Origin of the sequence: uncultured Caulobacter sp., assembly GCF_937900395.1 — a bacterium.
GTDB lineage: Bacteria > Pseudomonadota > Alphaproteobacteria > Caulobacterales > Caulobacteraceae > Caulobacter.
The window spans coordinates 1-15687 of sequence record NZ_CALCDX010000153.1; the positions used below are offsets into that span (position 1 = coordinate 1).

A 15687-nucleotide genomic window follows, 5' to 3' on the forward strand; every position below is an offset into this window, starting at 1 on the left:
CCACGGTCAGCGGGATCATCACGATCAGCAGGATCACGAACGGCACCGAGCGCAGGATGTTGACCAGCAGCGACAGCGCTCCGTTGGCCAGGCGGTTCTCCAGCATCTGGCCCTTGCCGGTCAGGAACAGGATCACGCCCAGCGGCAGGCCGAGCACGATGGTCAGCGCCATGGAGCCGCCCAGCATGGCCAGGGTGTCCAGCGTGGCCTGCCCGATCTCGGCCCAGTCCACGTTCGAGAAGTCGAAGGTTCCGGCGCTCATCGGGCGGCCTCCTCGGTCAGCTCGTCGACCCGCACGCCCGACGCCTCGAAGGTCTTGATCGCCGCCGCCACGTCGCCGCCGGTCAGGGCCAGGGTCAGTTGGCCGTAAGGCGTTTCGCGAAGGCGATGGATGCGACCGCCCAGGATCGAATAATCGACGCCGGTGGCGCGGGCGACCTCGCCCAGCACCGGCTTGTAGGTCGCCTCGCCCTTGAAAGTCAGGCGCGCCAGGCGGCCGCCGACGCCGGGCGCGGCGGCGGCTTCGCCGTCGGCCTCGCGCACGAAGCGACGGGCGGTGTCGCTGGCCGGATGCAGGAAGACGTCCTCGACGGCGCCCTCCTCCACGACCCGGCCGGCCTCCAGCACGGCGACGCGATCGCAGACGCGGCGGACCACGTCCATCTCGTGGGTGATCAGCACGATGGTCAGGCCCAGCTCGCGGTTCAGGCCCGAGATCAGGTCGAGGATCTGCTCGGTGGTCTCCGGATCAAGCGCGCTGGTGGCTTCGTCGCAGAGCAGCACCTTGGGCCCTGTCGCCAGGGCGCGCGCGATGCCGACGCGCTGCTTCTGGCCGCCCGACAGCTGGGCCGGATACTTGCCGGCATGGGCGGTGAGGCCCACGCGCTCCAGCAGCTCGGCCGTGCGCGCCTTGACTTCGGCGGCGGGGCGACCGGCCAGCTTCAGCGGGAAGGCCACGTTCTGGGCGACCGTCTTGCCCGACAGCAGGTTGAAGTGCTGGAAGATCATCCCAACCCGGCGGCGCAGGGCGCGCAGGCCTTCGACGCCCAGGGCCGCGACGTCGTCGCCGTCGACGATCACCCGGCCGCCGGTCGGCGTCTCCAGGCCGTTGATCAGGCGGATCAAGGTGGACTTGCCCGCGCCCGAAGCGCCGATGACCCCGAACACCTCGCCGGCGGCGACGGACAGGGTCACCCCGCTCAGCGCGGCGTGCCCGCCCTGGGCATAGGTTTTCGAGACGTCCTGGAAGGTGATCACGCGGCCAAGTCCAACGGGGTTTCGGGCGGCCCAGGGCCGCAAGCCGCCCGATTTAGGCGTTTGGCCAGCAAAGGTGAAGGGAAACCGCCGTCATCAGCCCGCGCAGCGCGTGTCGGCCGCGATCACCTGGCCGATTCCGTCCAGCAGCGCCGCGATCGTCACCGGCTTGGCGAGATGCAGATCCGCGCCGGCGGTCAACGCGTCCTGCCGGTGGCCGGCCATGGCGTTGGCGCTGAGCATGATGATCGGGGTGCGCCGCCCGCCCGCCTCCTGGGCCCGGATCGCGCGGGTGGCCGCCAAGCCGTCCATCACCGGCATCTGCATGTCCATCAGCACCACGTCGTAGCGCTTGGCGGCCACGGCCTCGACCGCCTGGGCGCCGTTCTCCACCACCGTGACGGCCGCCCCGCAGGGCTCGAGCATCAGCTGCACGACGCGCTGATTGATCGGATGGTCTTCGGCCAGCAGGACCCTTAGCCCCTCGGCCTGCACGCACGGCAGGAGCGGGGCGGCTTCGGCGCCAGACCCGGCCTCCGTCCGGTGCACGGGCAGGACCACCCGGAACAGGCTGCCCGCGCCCGGATTGGACCGCGCGGTGATCTCGCCGCCCATCATCTCGACCAGGGTCTTGCTGATCGAAAGGCCCAGGCCCGACCCGCCGAAGCGGCGCGTGATCGTGCTGTCGGCCTGGCTGAAGCGCTGAAAGATCATCTCGACCTTCGTCGCGTCAAAGCCCACGCCGGTGTCCTCGACCTCGACGCACAGACGCGGGGTCTGGCCATCGCCCGGGTCCTCGACATCGACGCGCACCGTGACCTCGCCGCGATCGGTGAATTTGACGGCGTTGGACAGCAGATTGCTCAGCACTTGGCCGATCCGCACGCTGTCGCCCAGGAAGCCGCCCCGGGCCGCGGCGCCACGCTCCACCCGGAAACCGATTCCCTTTTCCTTGGCCCTGAGGCGGGTGACGTCCAGCAGGCCGTCCAGCACCGCGCCCAGATCGAAGGCCTCTGACTGGATCGTCATCTGCCCGGCTTCGATCTTCGAGACGTCCAGGATGTCCGAAACCAGCCGCTCCAGGGTCTCGCCGGATCGCCGGATCAGTTCCACCATCTCGGCCTGTTTCGGCGAGAGGTCCGTCTCGCCCAGCGCCGCGGCGACGCCCAGGACGCCGTTCAGAGGCGTACGGATCTCGTGGCTCATATTGGCCAGGAAGTCGTTCTTGGCCTTGTTGGCCGCCTCGGCCGCGTGACGGGCTTCGGCCATCTCGGCCTCGATCCGCAGACGCTCGGTGACGTCTCTCGCCACGCCGAACACCAGGTCGCCGCGGCGGCGCGCCCGCCATTCCAGCTGACAATAGGAGCCGTCCGCGCGCCGATAGCGATTGACGAGGCCGTTGACGTCGCCTTCGCTCTCGGCGCGGTTCATGTTGCGGCGCGTGATCGCGATATCGTCGGGATGCAGCAGCGACAGCAACGGCGTTCCCTGCAACGTCTCGGGCGGATAGCCCAGCACGGTCTCCCAGGCGCGATTGACCCGGACGAAGCGCCCGTCCATGTCGCGGATGCACATCAGGTCCGCCGAGACGTCGAAAAAGCTCGACAAGTTCTGCGCCGTCTCGAGAGCCTGCTGGGCCGAAAGCCGCGCGCGCGCCTCGCTGGCCGCCAGCTCCTCCTCGGCGCGGCGCCGGTCGATGGCGATCGCCGCCAGCTGCGCGGCCTCCTCGATGAAGGCGATGTCCTCCTTGTTCGGCTTGCTGATCTGGCGATGGTAGATCGCGAAGGTGCCCACCACCGTGCCGTCCAGCGCCCGGATCGGCTCGGACCAGCACGCCGCCAGCCCCGCCTCCGCCGCGAGATCTCGGTAGTCCGCCCAGAGCGGGCTCGACTGGATATCGTCGACGGTCACCCGCCGCCCCAGATAGGCCGCCGTGCCGCAGGAGCCGACCGAGGGGCCGATCTCAATGCCCTCTATGGCCTTGTTGTAGACATCGGGCAGGCTGGGCGCGGCGCCCATGGTCAAGCGACGGCGCTCGGCGTCGAGCAGCAGAATGCTGCAGAGGATTTCGGGGTCCTCGGCCTCGACGGCCTGGACGATGGCCTTCAACGCCAGCGCCAGGGGTTTGCCCCCGGCGATCAGGTTCATCGTTCGCCGGAAGGCGCGATGCGCGGTTGTTCGGCTCATGGTACTGTCTCCGACCGCCGACATTGCCATCAGCCGCCAAGGCGGGCGATCCGGTCGAACCACACCAAGGCGCAGAAAACAGCGTGGCATATTGGCGCGGAGGCGGTCCCGGGGAGCTCTCGCATCGCCAAGCCGCCGCCGACCACCACGCCTACTTCGCGTCGCGTTTAGGCGCGTTCTTCACGTACTTGTTCATCCACTCGACCATTTCCCAGAGGGTGTGCTTGGTCGACTCCATCGCTCGGTAGCCGTGCGGTTCGTTGGGCAAGGTCACGTAGCGGACAGTGGCGCCCGCGCCCTTCAGCGCCGCGTAGAAGCGCTCGCTCTGGATCGGGAAGGTGCCCTGGTTGTCGTCCGCCTCGCCGTGGATCAGCAGGATCGGGTCCTTGATGTTCGGCGCGTAGGTGAACGGGCTCATCTTCGTATAGGTGTCGGTCGCCTCCCAGTAGGTGCGCTGCTCGGCCTGGAAGCCGAACGGCGTCAGGGTGCGGTTGTAGGCGCCCGAGCGGGCGATGCCGGCTCGGAACAGGCGCGTGTGGGCCAGCAGGTTGGCGGTCATGAACGCGCCATAGCTGTGGCCGCCCACGGCGATCCGGTCGCGATCGGCCACGCCCATGGCGACCACAGCGTCGACCGCGGCCTGGGCGTCGGCGACCAGTTGCTCGACATAGGTGTCGTTCGGCTCGGCGCCGTTGCGGCCGATGATCGGGAAGGCCGGATTGTCGAGGATCGCGTAGCCCTGGGTCAGCAGGAACAGGTGGCTGACGCCGCCCGGACGGGTGAAGCGGTTGCCCTCGTCCACCGTCTGGCTGGCGACGCTCGCATCGGTGAACTCGGCCGGATAGGCCCACATCAGAAGCGGCAGCGGACCGTCCTTGGCCTTGTCGTAGCCGGCCGGCAGGTAGAGCACGCCCGACAGGGTCACGCCGTCGGCCCGCTTATAGGTGATGGTCTGCTTGCTGACGCCGGCGAACTGCGGCGCGCGGTCGGCGAAGCTGGTCAAGGCCTTGGCCTTGGATCCCTTGGCGGCCGCGCGCACGAAATAGTTCGGCGCGTCCTTGGCGCTTTCGCGGCGCGTAATCACCGTCTTGCCGGCCTCGTCGGCGAGGGCGACCGGGGCTTCGTAGTACGGCGCCTGGGCTTCCCACAGCTTGGTGGTCTTGCCGTCGGCCAGCGCCATGCGGCCCACGAACGGGAACTCGCCCTTGGCCGAGGCGCCGTCGCCGAACACGAAGACGGCCTTTCCGTCAGGCGTGAAGTGCAGCAGGTCCTCGCCTCGCGCGTCGCGACGGGTCACGGGGCGGCCCGGATCGTTGTAGCGGTCCTGGTAGTTGCGCTCGACCAGCACGCGCCCAGCGCCGGGCTTGCTGGGGTCGATGGCGATGCGCTTTTCCTTGCGGGTCTGCCACCAGCGGCTGGTCAGCAGAGCAAAGTCGCTCCTGCCCCAGGTGACGCCGCGATAGCGCTGGTCAAGGTCGATCAGCTTGGTTGGCGTAGCCGAGAACGGGGCGGCCAGCATGAAGACGCTGTCGTGCACGGCGAGTTTCTTGCGCGGGTCGCCGCCGTCCTGGGCCTCGGCCCAGACCAGGGTCGCCGGGGCGTCGGCGCGCCAATCCACCGAGCGCGGGCCCGGCGAGGTCGCGTCGAACGCCGGCGGCAAGGTGTCGGCCAGCGGACGATCGACCAGGGTCTTCACCGGCTGGCCGTCGATCGTGGAGACGGCGATCTCGGTCGGGAACAGGCTGGCCGGGACCAGATAGCTATAGGGACGCTTCAGGCGCGTGGTCAGCAGATATTGGCCATCCGGCGAGATCGACGCGCCGGCGATGACGCCAGGCTGGCCCACCGGCGTGGTCTTGCCGTCGGCCAGGCTGACGCGGGTCAGCTGCGAGGTGAAGTAGTAGTCGAACAGCGCCTCGTCATGGGCGTTGGCCAGCAGGTCCTGGTAGGTGCGGATCGCAGAAGAGCGCCCCTTGGACTCCTGGATGGTCGGACCGGTGGGCGTCTCGTCCGCGACAGGCGGCGCGCCGCGGCCGGCGATGATCGTCTGGACCAGCAGGCCCGAGCCGTCCGGCAGCCAGTCGTAGCCGCCGCCGAAGACGGCGTTGACCACCGGTTCGGTCACCTTGCGGGCGGTGGCGGTCTTCACGTCGGCGACCCACAGCTCCAGGCCGGTCTTGGCGTCCAGCACGAAAGCGACCTTGGAACCGTCGGGCGACCAGCTGGGCGCGATGAAGCGCGCGCCGGCCGGGAGGCTCACGGACCGGACCTTGGCGGTCGCGACGTCCTCGAACGCCAGACTGTTCAGCCAGTTGGCGCGGGCCTCGATCGGGCCATTGGTGCGCGGATTGATCCGATAGCCGCCCAGCCGCAGGATCGGCTCGGAGACCGCCGCGATCGACGGCAGGTTCTCGCGGCCCAACTGGGCCAGCACCTTGCGGTCGGGGCTGACGGCGACGCTGGGCGTCTGGGGGGACTCGAGGATTTGGGCGATCGGGGCCGGCGGGGTCCGATAGCCGTCGGCCGCGAGGGTCGCGCCCGCCGACAAGGCCATGAAAGCCGCCGAAGCGGCCAAGGCGATCGCCCGCCGCCGGAACGAAGTGTGCAACATCGAGAGCCCCTCCCCTGGAAAGCGCCGCCCCAGCAGACGCGCTTTCAGAGAGGCACGATTATGCACAAAGCACGGCCATAAGAACCCATTTTCACCGCCATCGCCCCGCGACGGGGGCGATGGCGCACTTATCTTCGAAGAAATCGCGAGATTTGATGTCAGCGACGAAACTTCGTTTCTCGCAAGAAACCTTTCTCAGGGCCGCCGTATCACCGCGCCGCCTTTCATCACGAAGACCGGCTTTTCCAGCACGGTGACGTCCGTCAAAGGGTCACCCGCCACGGCGATCATGTCGCCGTAGTGGCCGGCCGAGACCTGGCCCACATCCTTGCTCTGGCCAAGGGCCTCGGCGGCGGTGATCGTAGCGGCTTGGATCGCCTGCAGGGGCGTGGCGCCATAGCGGACCATCACGGCGAACTGCTTGGCGTTGTCGCCGTGCGGATAGATGCCGGCGTCCGTGCCGTAGACCATCTTCACCCCAGCCTTGAGCGCCTTCTTGAAGTTCTGCCGTTGGATCTCGCCGATGTCGCGGTCCTTGCGCAGATTGTCCTCCAGCACGCCGTTCTTCTTGCCCTCGGCCTGGGTGTAGTCGGTGTTGTAGATGTCCATCGAGAAGTAGGCGCCCTTCTGGACCGCCAGCTTGACGCCCTCGTCGTCGACGAGGCTGGCGTGCTCGATGGTGTCCACCCCGGCCCGGACGGCCTCGCGAATGCCCGAAGCCCCATGGGCGTGCGCGGCGACCTTGAGGCCGGCCATGTGGGCCTCGTCGACCACCGCCTTCATCTCTTCGTAGGTCAGCTGCTGCTGGCCGGGCTCGTTGCCACGCGAAAAGACCCCGCCCGTGGCGCAGATCTTGATCACCTGGGCGCCGTACTTCTTGAGCGTCCGCACAACCTTGCGCGCCTCGTCGGGGCTGTCGCTGTTGAAAGGACTCTTCTCGTCCATCGATGGCGGGAAGAAGGTCGAGTCGCAATGGCCGCCAGTGGCGCCGAACGAGATGGCGGCGGTCACCACGCGCGGCCCAAGCACATAGCCGGCGTCGATCGCCTCGCGCAGGCCCACGTCGTCATAGTCGGCCGCGCCGACGTTGCGGACCGTCGTGAAACCCGCCTCCAGCGTCTTCCGCGCGTTGGCGGTCTGCACCACGCTCCAGAAGCGGTCGCTGTACTGCAAGCTGTTGTAGCCGCCGATCTCCGCCAGGCTGTCGAGGTGCACGTGCATGTCGATCAGGCCCGGCAGCAGGGTCGCGCCCGGCAGGTCGACCACCTTCGCTCCGGCCGGAACGGCGTCGCCCTTCTTGCCGACCGCCGTGATCCGCCCGTCGGTGACGATGACCAGCGGATTGTCGACATACTTGCCCGAGGCCACGTCCAGCAGACGCGCGGCGCTGACCGCCGTCACCTCGGCCGCGCTGGCCGCGCCGCCGACCAAAAGTCCCATGGCGACCGCCAGAGCCGCAGCCTCACTCATTCCACGCATCTAAGAACGTCCCCTCCGATAAACGGAGGGGACGCTAGCACGCCAAAACCTGGCGTCGAGACTCAGTTGGGGATGGTCGGCGACGGCGCCTGCATCGTCTCCGGGGCGCGGCGCTCTGCGCCTTCCTCTGCCCGGCGGTCGTGCAGACCTCCAAGGACAACCAAGCCCCATCTCGCCCCCCTTCTCGACCCCGAAGCCGGGATGGCTTAAGGGGTCGGGAAGACGGGGACGTGGCGGAATCGGTAGACGCGCCGGACTTAAAATCCGTTGGAGCAATCCGTGTGGGTTCGAGTCCCACCGTCCCTACCAGTCGCGGCCGACGCAAGTCTCTGCAAGAAAACGATTTCTCGGCGCAAAAGCAGCTACCCCCGGCAGAGTTGACAACCCGACTTCTCGCGTCGGCTGAATCGACAGCCTAGACTGTAATAGTCATTTCTAGATCGCTCGACTCCCGCCAGAATTGCGCCGGTTTCTGGGAGAGGCGGCGACAAGCGCGACAAGGCGGGCTCTGGCCCGGTCCGTTCGCGCATGTCCTTAAGCGCTCCTGGCGCGACGAACGGCTTGCCCGATCGTCGGGCACGACTATCGTCCGTCCTCTGTTGCGTTCGAGTGCTTGACCCATGGCTGAAGACAAAACCCCCGATCCCGTCGACGTCCACGTCGGGCGCCGGCTGCGTATGAGACGCAAGGATCTCGGTTACTCCCAGCAAGCGCTGGCCGACGCCCTGGGACTGACGTTCCAGCAGGTGCAGAAGTACGAGGGCGGCGCCAACCGCATCAGCGCCAGCAAGCTGCACGCCACGGCGATGTTCCTGAAGACGCCGATCGGCTTCTTCTTCGAGGGCCTGGACGATCCGGAAGGCGCCGACACCACCGCCGCCGACCTCGCCAACGAGATGGCCGAGTTCTGGTCGACGCCCGGCGGTCCCGAACTGGCCCGCGCCTATGTGGCGATCGAATCCGCCGGCATGCGCCGCCACCTCGCCGACCTCGCCAAGGCCATCGCCGACGACGAATAGATCCCGCTAGGCGGGGTTCGCCACGCGCTCGATGTTGTTCGCCCCGGCCTCCTCCAGCGCCGCGACCAGTTCGCGCTCGGCGGCGTCCAGCTCGGCGGCGTCGCGTCCGCGCAGCACCAGGTTCGCGCCGTAGACATCCGGCGGGCTAAAGAACGGATAGCTGCCCAACGACATGTCCGGATGGGCCTTGGCCACCCCCTCCAGCGGCGCGGCGATGACGCCCTCGCCCGTGCCGGTCACCCGCACGGTCTTGCTCAGCACCACCGCCCCGGTCCGCAGGCGCGGGCCGACGTCCTCGAGCATGCCGCGCATGATCGCCGGCACGCCCGCCAGGACGAAGACATTCTCCTTCTGGAAGCCCGGCGGCCCCTGCACCGGGTTCTTCACCAGGCTGCCGCCTTCGGGCACGTGAGCCATCCGACGGCGGGCGGCGTTGGGTTCGCCCCAGCGCTCACGCAGCATGGTCATGATCTCGGGATGCTCGGGCGCCGTCACGCCAAAGGCCTTGGCGATCGAGTCGGCGGTGATGTCGTCGTGGGTGGGGCCGATGCCGCCGGTGGTGATCACGTAGTCGTACCTGGTCCGCAGGGCGTTGACCGCGTCGATGATCTCCTGCTCGACGTCGGGGACCACGCGGGCCTCGCAGAGGTCGACGCCGTAGGTCGCCAGATACTTGGCGATGGCCGCGAGGTTGGTGTCCTGGGTGCGGCCCGAGAGGATCTCGTCGCCGATGATCATCACCGCCGCCGTCACGCGCTCGCTTTTGATGGCCGTCATCGTCTCGATCCCCTACATCGCCGTTGTTCTTCGAGGATCGACTTAGGCTTCGCATGCTGCTCCCGCAACCGCTCGTTCGCGGCCGCCTGGTGTCGCGCTACAAGCGCTTCTTCGCCGATCTCGTCCTGGACGACGGGCAGGCGGTCACGGCCCACTGCCCCAACCCCGGCGCCATGCTGGGCCTAAAGGACCCCGGCCTCGTCGCCTGGGCGTCGTGGTCGGACGATCCCAAGCGCAAGCTGGCCTATACCCTGCAGATGGTCGAGCAGGGAAATTCCCTGGTCGGGATCAACACCCTGCTGCCCAACAAACTGGTGGCCGAGGCCCTGGCGGCCGGCGCGATCCCCGAGCTGACGGGCTACGACACGATCCGGCCCGAGGTGAAGTACGGCGAGGCCAGCCGCGTTGACTTCCTGCTGACCCATCCCGACCGCCCGCCATGCTGGCTGGAGGTCAACAACCAGTTAGATCATTTACAACCCCGCATCTCGAACAGAGAGCGACTTTGGCTGGAAGTAAAAAACTGCCATTTTTCAAGGGCTAAGGGACTCGCCGAGTTCCCCGACTGCAAGGCTGAACGCTCCACAAGGCACTTGGGCGACCTTGCCGCTCAAGTTGCGCTCGGAGACCGGGCTGCAGTGTTGTTTGTTGTCCAGCGGCAGGACTGTGGTGCCTTTAGCGCCTGCGCCGATTACGATCCTTCGTTCGCCCATGCCTTGACCAAGGCCGCCGACGCAGGCGTCGAGGTTCTGGTCTATGCCTGTGAGATGGGAACGGAGACGATAAGGCTCGCTCATCGGATCGAATGGCGACGATAGGCGTGACCGCCGAACCTTTCGGTCGCTCTCCTGGAAGACGGCGTTAGAGCCGCGACACCGCAACCCCGGAGAGGAGTTCCCGATGTCGATGCTCAAGACGCTGAAGTTGGTCGCCGCGAAGCCCGCCCCGGCGAACGCCACGGCCCGCAACCGCGAGAAGTTGGTCCGCTATCTCACCGAACAGAAGGCGCTGGTCGCCGCGCACCTGTCTGGCGAGACCTTCAACGCCACGCGCGTCGTCACCCGCAAGGACGAGGCGGGCAATCGCACCCGTGTCGAAGCTCCGCGCCATGTTCGGCGCGGCTGGTTCAGCGACGCCAATGGCGCTCTGTTCTTCACCCTTCGCTACGGGGCCAAGCCCCTTGAGCTGGCAAAGGGCATGACCGCCATTTCGGTGGACAAGCTGGAAGCCCTGCCCGCCGTCATCGACACCCTGACGAAGGCGGTCGAAGCCGGTGAACTCGACGCCGTGACAGCCGCTGCTGCGGTCGAACGGCAGCGCAACTTCAAGGGCAAGGCCAAGGCCAACGCCTAGAAGCTGAGCGGCATAGAGCGCCCAGACGCTCTATGCCCACTTAGCCTAGAATGCGCCCACGCGCTTACACCTCCGCGACCATCCGCAAGGCGGTATCGCTACTCGCGATCAGCGTGCGCCCAACCGCCGGTAATCCGTTCCGTCCGCGCATCTTCGTTTCATCGCTACCTAGATATGAGCTGCTCGATCAGCACGATCTAGACGCGCCGCATCCGCCAGCCGGGCTTACCCACGCCGACTACGACTGGATGAGGCCGGTTGCTCGGGTGATACGTGAAGCCAGGAAGCGACACCTGCTTTTCCGCACCCTCGGAATATTTCCCCGCCTACAAGATCGCCTTCGCGCCCGCATTGGCCGCATGCCGACCGAGAACGAGATCGCCGAAAGCTACCGTGCCTTTCTGTTGGACGATCTCCTCGCACTCCAAGGCGCGACAGATCCATTTTCCGGTTAAGCTCCGCCCAGCTGGAGGTTTGATGCGAGCACTCTCGAAGTCCAAGCTGCTGTCGTTCGGGCAATGCCGCCGCCGTCTTTGGTTGGAGGTTCATCGCCCGGAGGAGCGAAGCGCATCCGATGCAAGCGTCCAGTTGATCGCCGCTGGAAATCGGGTCGGCGAGATAGCCCGAGAAATCTACGATCCGGAAGGCCGGGGCGTCCTGTTGAATGCCCAATCGGATGGCTACGAGGCGACGTTCTATCGAACCAACGAACTCCTTGCCGACGACCGACCGATCTTCGAAGCGGGCTTCTCCGCCAGTGGTGCGCTATTTTTCGCGGACATCCTCACGCCCGTCAGTTCCAACAATCGCCGCGCATGGCGCCTGATCGAGGTGAAGTCGACGGGCAGCCTCAAGAACTACCACCTCGACGATGTTGGGGTTCAGGTGTTCGTAGCCGCATCGACCGGCTTGGAGCTGGATGCTGTGTCAGTCGCGCACATCGACACGACCTGGATTTATGCTGGCGATGGCGATTACCGTGGCCTGCTAGTCGAGCGGGACGTAACGACCGCTGTTAAGGAGCGCGCGGCGCAAGTGGCTGGATGGGTCGCTGAAGCTGAAAAGGTCCTTACCGGCGACATGCCCGAGGTGCGGCGTGGCCGCCATTGCAAAGACCCCTTCGAATGCGGCTTCGCTGAGTTCTGCGCCAAGCTGGACCCAGATCCGGAATTTCCGTCATCGTGGCTACCCCGCGTCACATCTCGTCCGCTCAAGGCATTGATCGAGGACGACGGGGTCCGTGCGCTCGCGGAAATCCCGGATAACCTCCTCAATCCCAGCCAATTGCGGGTAAAGCGGCACACGCTGTCGCAGACCACATACTTCGACGCCGCTGGCGCGGCAGCGGCGCTGGAGCCCTACACGCTTCCGGCCTACTTCCTCAACTTTGAGACCATCCAGTTCGCCGTTCCGATCTGGGCGGGGACAAAGCCGTTCCAGCAAATACCCTTCCAGTTCAGCCTGCATGTCGTGTGCGCCGATGGTCCACGCCACGTCGGCATCTTGGACACCACAGGCGACAACCCCTCGGAACGCCTAGCTCAAGCCTTGGTCGTCGCGTGTGGCAGCGAGGGCGTAATCTTCGCCTACAACGCGGGTTTCGAGCGCGGGGTTATCCTAGCGCTAGCGGAACAGCTTCCTGCCCTAGCAGGGGCTCTAAGGGGCATCGCGGGGCGCTTGGTGGACTTACTGCCCGTCGCGCGGGAGCATTTCTATCATCCGACCCAAAAGGGAAGCTGGAGCATCAAGGCCGTGCTGCCAGCAATCGCGCCTGACTTACGCTACCAGGACCTGGAAGGCGTGCAGCATGGCGGCATGGCGCAAGAAGCCTATCTTGATGCGATCCGACCGGACACCACGCCGGAGCGGCAAACGATGCTTCGTCAGCAGCTTGAGCGTTACTGCGAGCTAGACACCTGGGCGATGGTGCGCCTGTGGCAGTTCCTCACCGGCCAGACCGGAAATCCTGATCATAAATAATTCTTCCGCCACAGCCACAGATTTTAGCGATTTCAGGGAGCGATTAGATCGGTATTCTCTCCCCTTGCACGAGCGCATCTCGACCTTCGCGCTTTGTCGCGCTACCGGAAAGGCCATGAGACGACGGGGTTCTGAATTGTTCCGTAGCCTGACGAGTTGGGGCTGGGCCGCAGTCCTGTTCAGCGCGGCGCTTTTCGCGCTCGCGATCTTCGTGACCTTCAAGGGCCAGTATTGATGCTCCAGGCTGGTCCGCTGCTCTCGCGCCTTCTCCGCTTCTTCGACGACTACGACCGGAGACGGGTCGATGACGGGGTTCGTCGCGACTACCGGGAGCTTCAGGCTCGCGTCGAGATCGCGACAGCTAACATGGATACGGCCGCGAGTGAGGAAGAGGCGCAGCAGCATTGGGAGCGTGCCGCGAACGACATCCTGCGCTTCCTCCAGCGACTTGATGCGCCGACGCTGCACTAGCAGCATTGATAAGCACGGGCTTATCACCATCGTTAAGTGTTACTCTGGTTTAGTTCAGAAATTAAGCATAGAGATAAAATAGTTTTGGCATTTCGCCAAATTGTACTTGCCACTCCGGATAAGCTGGACCATAAAGGCACCGTTCGCTGTTGACAGGCGCAACGAACGCGGCCCTGACGCAATGGCCGTTCTTTTCTGCGGGCAGGTTGCCACGCTCAGGTCTGGGGTTCGATCTCCAGCGCAGAGCCGATGCCGAATTTCTCCGATCATCTTCGGAGGGCGTGACGTGCTTGAACTAGCCGTCATGTGGATTTCCCCGATTTGGCATCGGGGTCCACGACATGATTCCGATTTCCGTAATCGACACGAGCGCTCCGTTCGCTAACCAGCTTGCTGGTGTCCAAAAGCTAGGCGCGCAAGCAGACCGCGACCACCTGCGTGGCTTGGCTCGCTGCTACGCCGCTTCCTACGGCTTCGGCTGGTATCACTACCAGCACGACCCGGCCGCGCTCACCATCGAACTGACCAAGCGCCAGGTCCCCATAGCCGAGCAGGGGGCCAACCAGTGGCTTCCCATCGCTCGCGTCTGTTTCGGCGACTTCGACCCGAAAGGTACGAAGGTGTCCTACATGGGCGTGTCTGGCCTGACGAAATGGAATTGGGACACCAGCAAGCAGCGCGGTGCTGGCGTGATGCGCCACCTCTTTGAAGAGGACATCCACCCCGACGAAGCCGAAGAGTACATCTTCAACTTCAAGGGAGGCGTGACCGGCATCATCAAGGCCGACACCGAAAAGAACGGCCAGAAGCGCTCTTCGCGCAAGCCGGTGACCAAGCAGCGCAAGACGGAGCTGACGCAGCGCGCCAAGGCGTTGCCGAAACTCCCCGAAGCGCTCATCGACACCTTGCCCGTCACCGGTGCGGCGGGTCACTTTGCCCAAGCCTGGGTCTACATCGAGAACGGTCAAGTCTTCCTTGGCGGCATCGTGCCCAACTCCGAGAACGAAGCGCTGAAGGCTGCGGACACGCACATGACTGCGCTCGACGAGGCGCCGGTCTCGGATACGCTGGAAGGTGTGTTCGAGCATACGCCGGAGATGGCGCGGGCTAGCGCGAAGATGCAGCGCAACTTCTTGGCCAGTACGTCGAGCAAGCGTCGGGGGGATGCGTAATGACCTTTGTCATCCCGAACCTCGCCGATCACCGCAACGCCTTGCTCATGGCCAACCTGACGCGCGATGCGAACTCTTGCCTTCCTGACAAGCAGATGGCGCTGGTCCTTCCTGCCGATAAGCTGGCTGCCTATCAACTCGCTGTGGAGGCCGCGAAGGCACGAGCCGAGGCGGCGAAGCAGGTTCCTGCGACTGTAGGCTCCGAGGCAGCCTACTACTGGTCGGCGGCCGAGAAGTTCATCCGCAAGGTCGTCACAGTGGCTAAGATGGGCGAGCGGACGGCTGAGCAGAAGTCGGCCAAGCGCGGCGCTTCCGCCAAGCTCCAGGGCGAGGCCGACGACTTAGCCGATCTCTGGCGTACCGTCCCAGCGGAAGACCGACCGAGCTTTCGCAAGCTGGCGCTGGACGGAACTCAGGATACCGCGATCATTCCGGGCATCGTGATCACCGGGACGACCAAGGCTGGCAAGAAGGGCAAGGAGCGGCGGGTCAAAGCCAGCCTGGTCCAGCAGTACGCCATCTGGGTCATCCAGTCAGAGTTCGAACAGGACCCGGAGCTGATCCTCATCCCTTGGTTCGAGCAGCTTGCAGCGCTGGAAGAGCACCTTGGCAAGGACATCGCCGACACGGCTCCGTGCTTGCTCGACGACGCCGACCAGTTCATCGCCGAGGACTACAAGCCCGATGCTGACCGGAAGCCCCGCCCTGACGACGTAGACGTGACCGCGATGGTTCGCCAGATCGTGGCCCGCACCAAGCCGTCTGCATAGCGGGACTGCCCCCGGCTTCTGCCGGGGGCAGCCTACACGAGCCCCTAGAAGGGCTCACATAGAGCCGAGAAAGCCACGGCGCTGCTTGGTGTCGTTCCGGTCAGCTTCTGCCTTGGGCGAGCCCGAAGAGGCTGGTCGCGCCGTTATTTCTCGACTGGCGTCGCAGACAGATGGCTGTCCGCAGGACGGAGCCGAAGGCGACCCAGTGGAGCGACAGCGACGGCCGAAGGCATCCACCCCGATGAAGGCGAAAGCCTTTGACCAATGGATTTCGCAGAGCGAGCGCTTTAGCGCGGAGCGACAGCGAAATCCGCAGGTCCGATTAACTGGTTAGGTCTTCGTGGTGGAAGGGAAGCTGGGGAGTAATAATCTACTTCGTAGATTGTTCCTATCTAACTACCGCTTTCATCATGAAGGCATAGCCGTTTTTTCGTTAACCTCACATAGATCCTATCTAACTTCGCCTGAATATAGAGGCGATCGGCGATCCTTCATTACACTTCAGCTAAATAGATTTGATGCAGAGCACCCACCTAACGGCATCAACGTAATTCGGTTGGCGATACTGCTAGGTCTCAACCGCAGGACCCTTGGGATTGTGTGGTGCTCTCCCA

General features: G+C 65.4%; 13 protein-coding genes, 1 tRNA gene and 1 pseudogene. 9 read left to right on the top strand and 6 right to left on the bottom strand.

Annotation, left to right across the window (positions count from 1 at the left end; translation table 11 throughout):
• From Q0379_RS13030 to Q0379_RS13050, 5 genes and pseudogenes are all read right to left on the bottom strand, one after another.
• A pseudogene (locus tag Q0379_RS13030) lies at nucleotides 1-262 on the bottom strand (metal ABC transporter permease); the annotation flags it as partial.
• Nucleotides 259-1257 (bottom strand): methionine ABC transporter ATP-binding protein, encoded by a 999-nt coding sequence (locus Q0379_RS13035; protein ID WP_299009321.1) that lies wholly within the window; start codon nucleotides 1255-1257, stop codon nucleotides 259-261. The gene Q0379_RS13035 and the pseudogene Q0379_RS13030, both read right to left, overlap by 4 nt.
• A gap of 93 nt (nucleotides 1258-1350) precedes the next feature.
• The gene (locus tag Q0379_RS13040; protein WP_299009323.1) at nucleotides 1351-3441 is read right to left on the bottom strand and encodes an ATP-binding protein; all 2091 of its coding nucleotides are present in this window, start codon (nucleotides 3439-3441) and stop codon (nucleotides 1351-1353) included.
• Nucleotides 3442-3592: 151 nt separating this feature from the next.
• Complete coding sequence (locus Q0379_RS13045; protein ID WP_299009326.1) at nucleotides 3593-6052, bottom strand: prolyl oligopeptidase family serine peptidase; 2460 nt, start codon at nucleotides 6050-6052, stop codon at nucleotides 3593-3595.
• Between the two features lie 195 nt (nucleotides 6053-6247).
• Nucleotides 6248-7531, bottom strand: a complete 1284-nt coding sequence (locus Q0379_RS13050; RefSeq protein WP_299009329.1) for an amidohydrolase family protein — start codon at nucleotides 7529-7531, stop codon at nucleotides 6248-6250.
• A 224-nt stretch (nucleotides 7532-7755) separates the two neighbouring features.
• Between Q0379_RS13050 and Q0379_RS13055 the strand changes: the two genes are divergently transcribed.
• Both Q0379_RS13055 and Q0379_RS13060 read left to right on the top strand, forming a co-directional pair.
• Nucleotides 7756-7840: transfer RNA gene (locus Q0379_RS13055), tRNA-Leu, on the top strand.
• A 311-nt stretch (nucleotides 7841-8151) separates the two neighbouring features.
• Nucleotides 8152-8550 carry a helix-turn-helix domain-containing protein gene (locus Q0379_RS13060; protein WP_299009332.1) on the top strand — a complete coding sequence of 133 codons (399 nt, stop codon included), beginning with the start codon at nucleotides 8152-8154 and terminating at the stop codon, nucleotides 8548-8550.
• A 6-nt stretch (nucleotides 8551-8556) separates the two neighbouring features.
• Here the strand turns inward: Q0379_RS13060 and Q0379_RS13065 are convergent, their stop codons facing one another.
• Nucleotides 8557-9327 (bottom strand): competence/damage-inducible protein A, encoded by a 771-nt coding sequence (locus Q0379_RS13065; RefSeq protein ID WP_299009335.1) that lies wholly within the window; start codon nucleotides 9325-9327, stop codon nucleotides 8557-8559.
• A 53-nt stretch (nucleotides 9328-9380) separates the two neighbouring features.
• On the opposite strand from Q0379_RS13065, the gene sfsA reads away from it, so the two are divergent.
• The 7 genes from sfsA (at nucleotide 9381) to Q0379_RS13100 (ending at nucleotide 15073) form a co-directional block, all read left to right on the top strand.
• Entirely contained in the window at nucleotides 9381-10145 is a 765-nt protein-coding gene (gene sfsA, locus Q0379_RS13070; RefSeq protein WP_299009338.1) for a DNA/RNA nuclease SfsA, read from the top strand.
• 82 nt (nucleotides 10146-10227) lie between these two features.
• A complete protein-coding gene (locus tag Q0379_RS13075; RefSeq protein ID WP_299009341.1) occupies nucleotides 10228-10680 on the top strand; it encodes a hypothetical protein in 453 nt (150 codons plus the stop codon).
• Nucleotides 10681-10730: 50 nt separating this feature from the next.
• Nucleotides 10731-11135 carry a hypothetical protein gene (locus tag Q0379_RS13080; RefSeq protein WP_299009344.1) on the top strand — a complete coding sequence of 135 codons (405 nt, stop codon included), beginning with the start codon at nucleotides 10731-10733 and terminating at the stop codon, nucleotides 11133-11135.
• 22 nt (nucleotides 11136-11157) lie between these two features.
• Nucleotides 11158-12660, top strand: a complete 1503-nt coding sequence (locus tag Q0379_RS13085; protein ID WP_299009346.1) for a DUF2779 domain-containing protein — start codon at nucleotides 11158-11160, stop codon at nucleotides 12658-12660.
• Nucleotides 12661-12894: 234 nt separating this feature from the next.
• Entirely contained in the window at nucleotides 12895-13131 is a 237-nt protein-coding gene (locus Q0379_RS13090; RefSeq protein ID WP_299009348.1) for a hypothetical protein, read from the top strand.
• 341 nt (nucleotides 13132-13472) lie between these two features.
• Nucleotides 13473-14303: a hypothetical protein gene (locus Q0379_RS13095; protein ID WP_299009351.1), complete on the top strand. Its 831-nt coding sequence runs from the start codon at nucleotides 13473-13475 to the stop codon at nucleotides 14301-14303.
• Nucleotides 14303-15073 (top strand): hypothetical protein, encoded by a 771-nt coding sequence (locus Q0379_RS13100; RefSeq protein ID WP_299009354.1) that lies wholly within the window; start codon nucleotides 14303-14305, stop codon nucleotides 15071-15073. Before Q0379_RS13095 ends, Q0379_RS13100 begins: the two co-directional genes overlap by 1 nt.
• The last annotated feature ends 614 nt before the right edge of the window (nucleotides 15074-15687 follow it).

Excerpts from the sequence above, each read along its gene's own strand:
- Q0379_RS13100 (WP_299009354.1), top strand. The coding sequence starts at position 14,303 with ATGACCTTTGTCATCCCGAACCTCGCCGATCACCGCAACGCCTTGCTC.
- Q0379_RS13065 (WP_299009335.1), bottom strand. The coding sequence starts at position 9,327 with ATGACGGCCATCAAAAGCGAGCGCGTGACGGCGGCGGTGATGATCATC.
- Q0379_RS13085 (WP_299009346.1), top strand. The coding sequence starts at position 11,158 with ATGCGAGCACTCTCGAAGTCCAAGCTGCTGTCGTTCGGGCAATGCCGC.
- sfsA (WP_299009338.1), top strand. The coding sequence starts at position 9,381 with ATGCTGCTCCCGCAACCGCTCGTTCGCGGCCGCCTGGTGTCGCGCTAC.
- Q0379_RS13095 (WP_299009351.1), top strand. The coding sequence starts at position 13,473 with ATGATTCCGATTTCCGTAATCGACACGAGCGCTCCGTTCGCTAACCAG.
- Q0379_RS13045 (WP_299009326.1), bottom strand. The coding sequence starts at position 6,052 with ATGTTGCACACTTCGTTCCGGCGGCGGGCGATCGCCTTGGCCGCTTCG.
- Q0379_RS13090 (WP_299009348.1), top strand. The coding sequence starts at position 12,895 with ATGCTCCAGGCTGGTCCGCTGCTCTCGCGCCTTCTCCGCTTCTTCGAC.
- Q0379_RS13060 (WP_299009332.1), top strand. The coding sequence starts at position 8,152 with ATGGCTGAAGACAAAACCCCCGATCCCGTCGACGTCCACGTCGGGCGC.
- Q0379_RS13050 (WP_299009329.1), bottom strand. The coding sequence starts at position 7,531 with ATGCGTGGAATGAGTGAGGCTGCGGCTCTGGCGGTCGCCATGGGACTT.
- Q0379_RS13040 (WP_299009323.1), bottom strand. The coding sequence starts at position 3,441 with ATGAGCCGAACAACCGCGCATCGCGCCTTCCGGCGAACGATGAACCTG.
- Q0379_RS13080 (WP_299009344.1), top strand. The coding sequence starts at position 10,731 with ATGCGCCCACGCGCTTACACCTCCGCGACCATCCGCAAGGCGGTATCG.
- Q0379_RS13075 (WP_299009341.1), top strand. The coding sequence starts at position 10,228 with ATGTCGATGCTCAAGACGCTGAAGTTGGTCGCCGCGAAGCCCGCCCCG.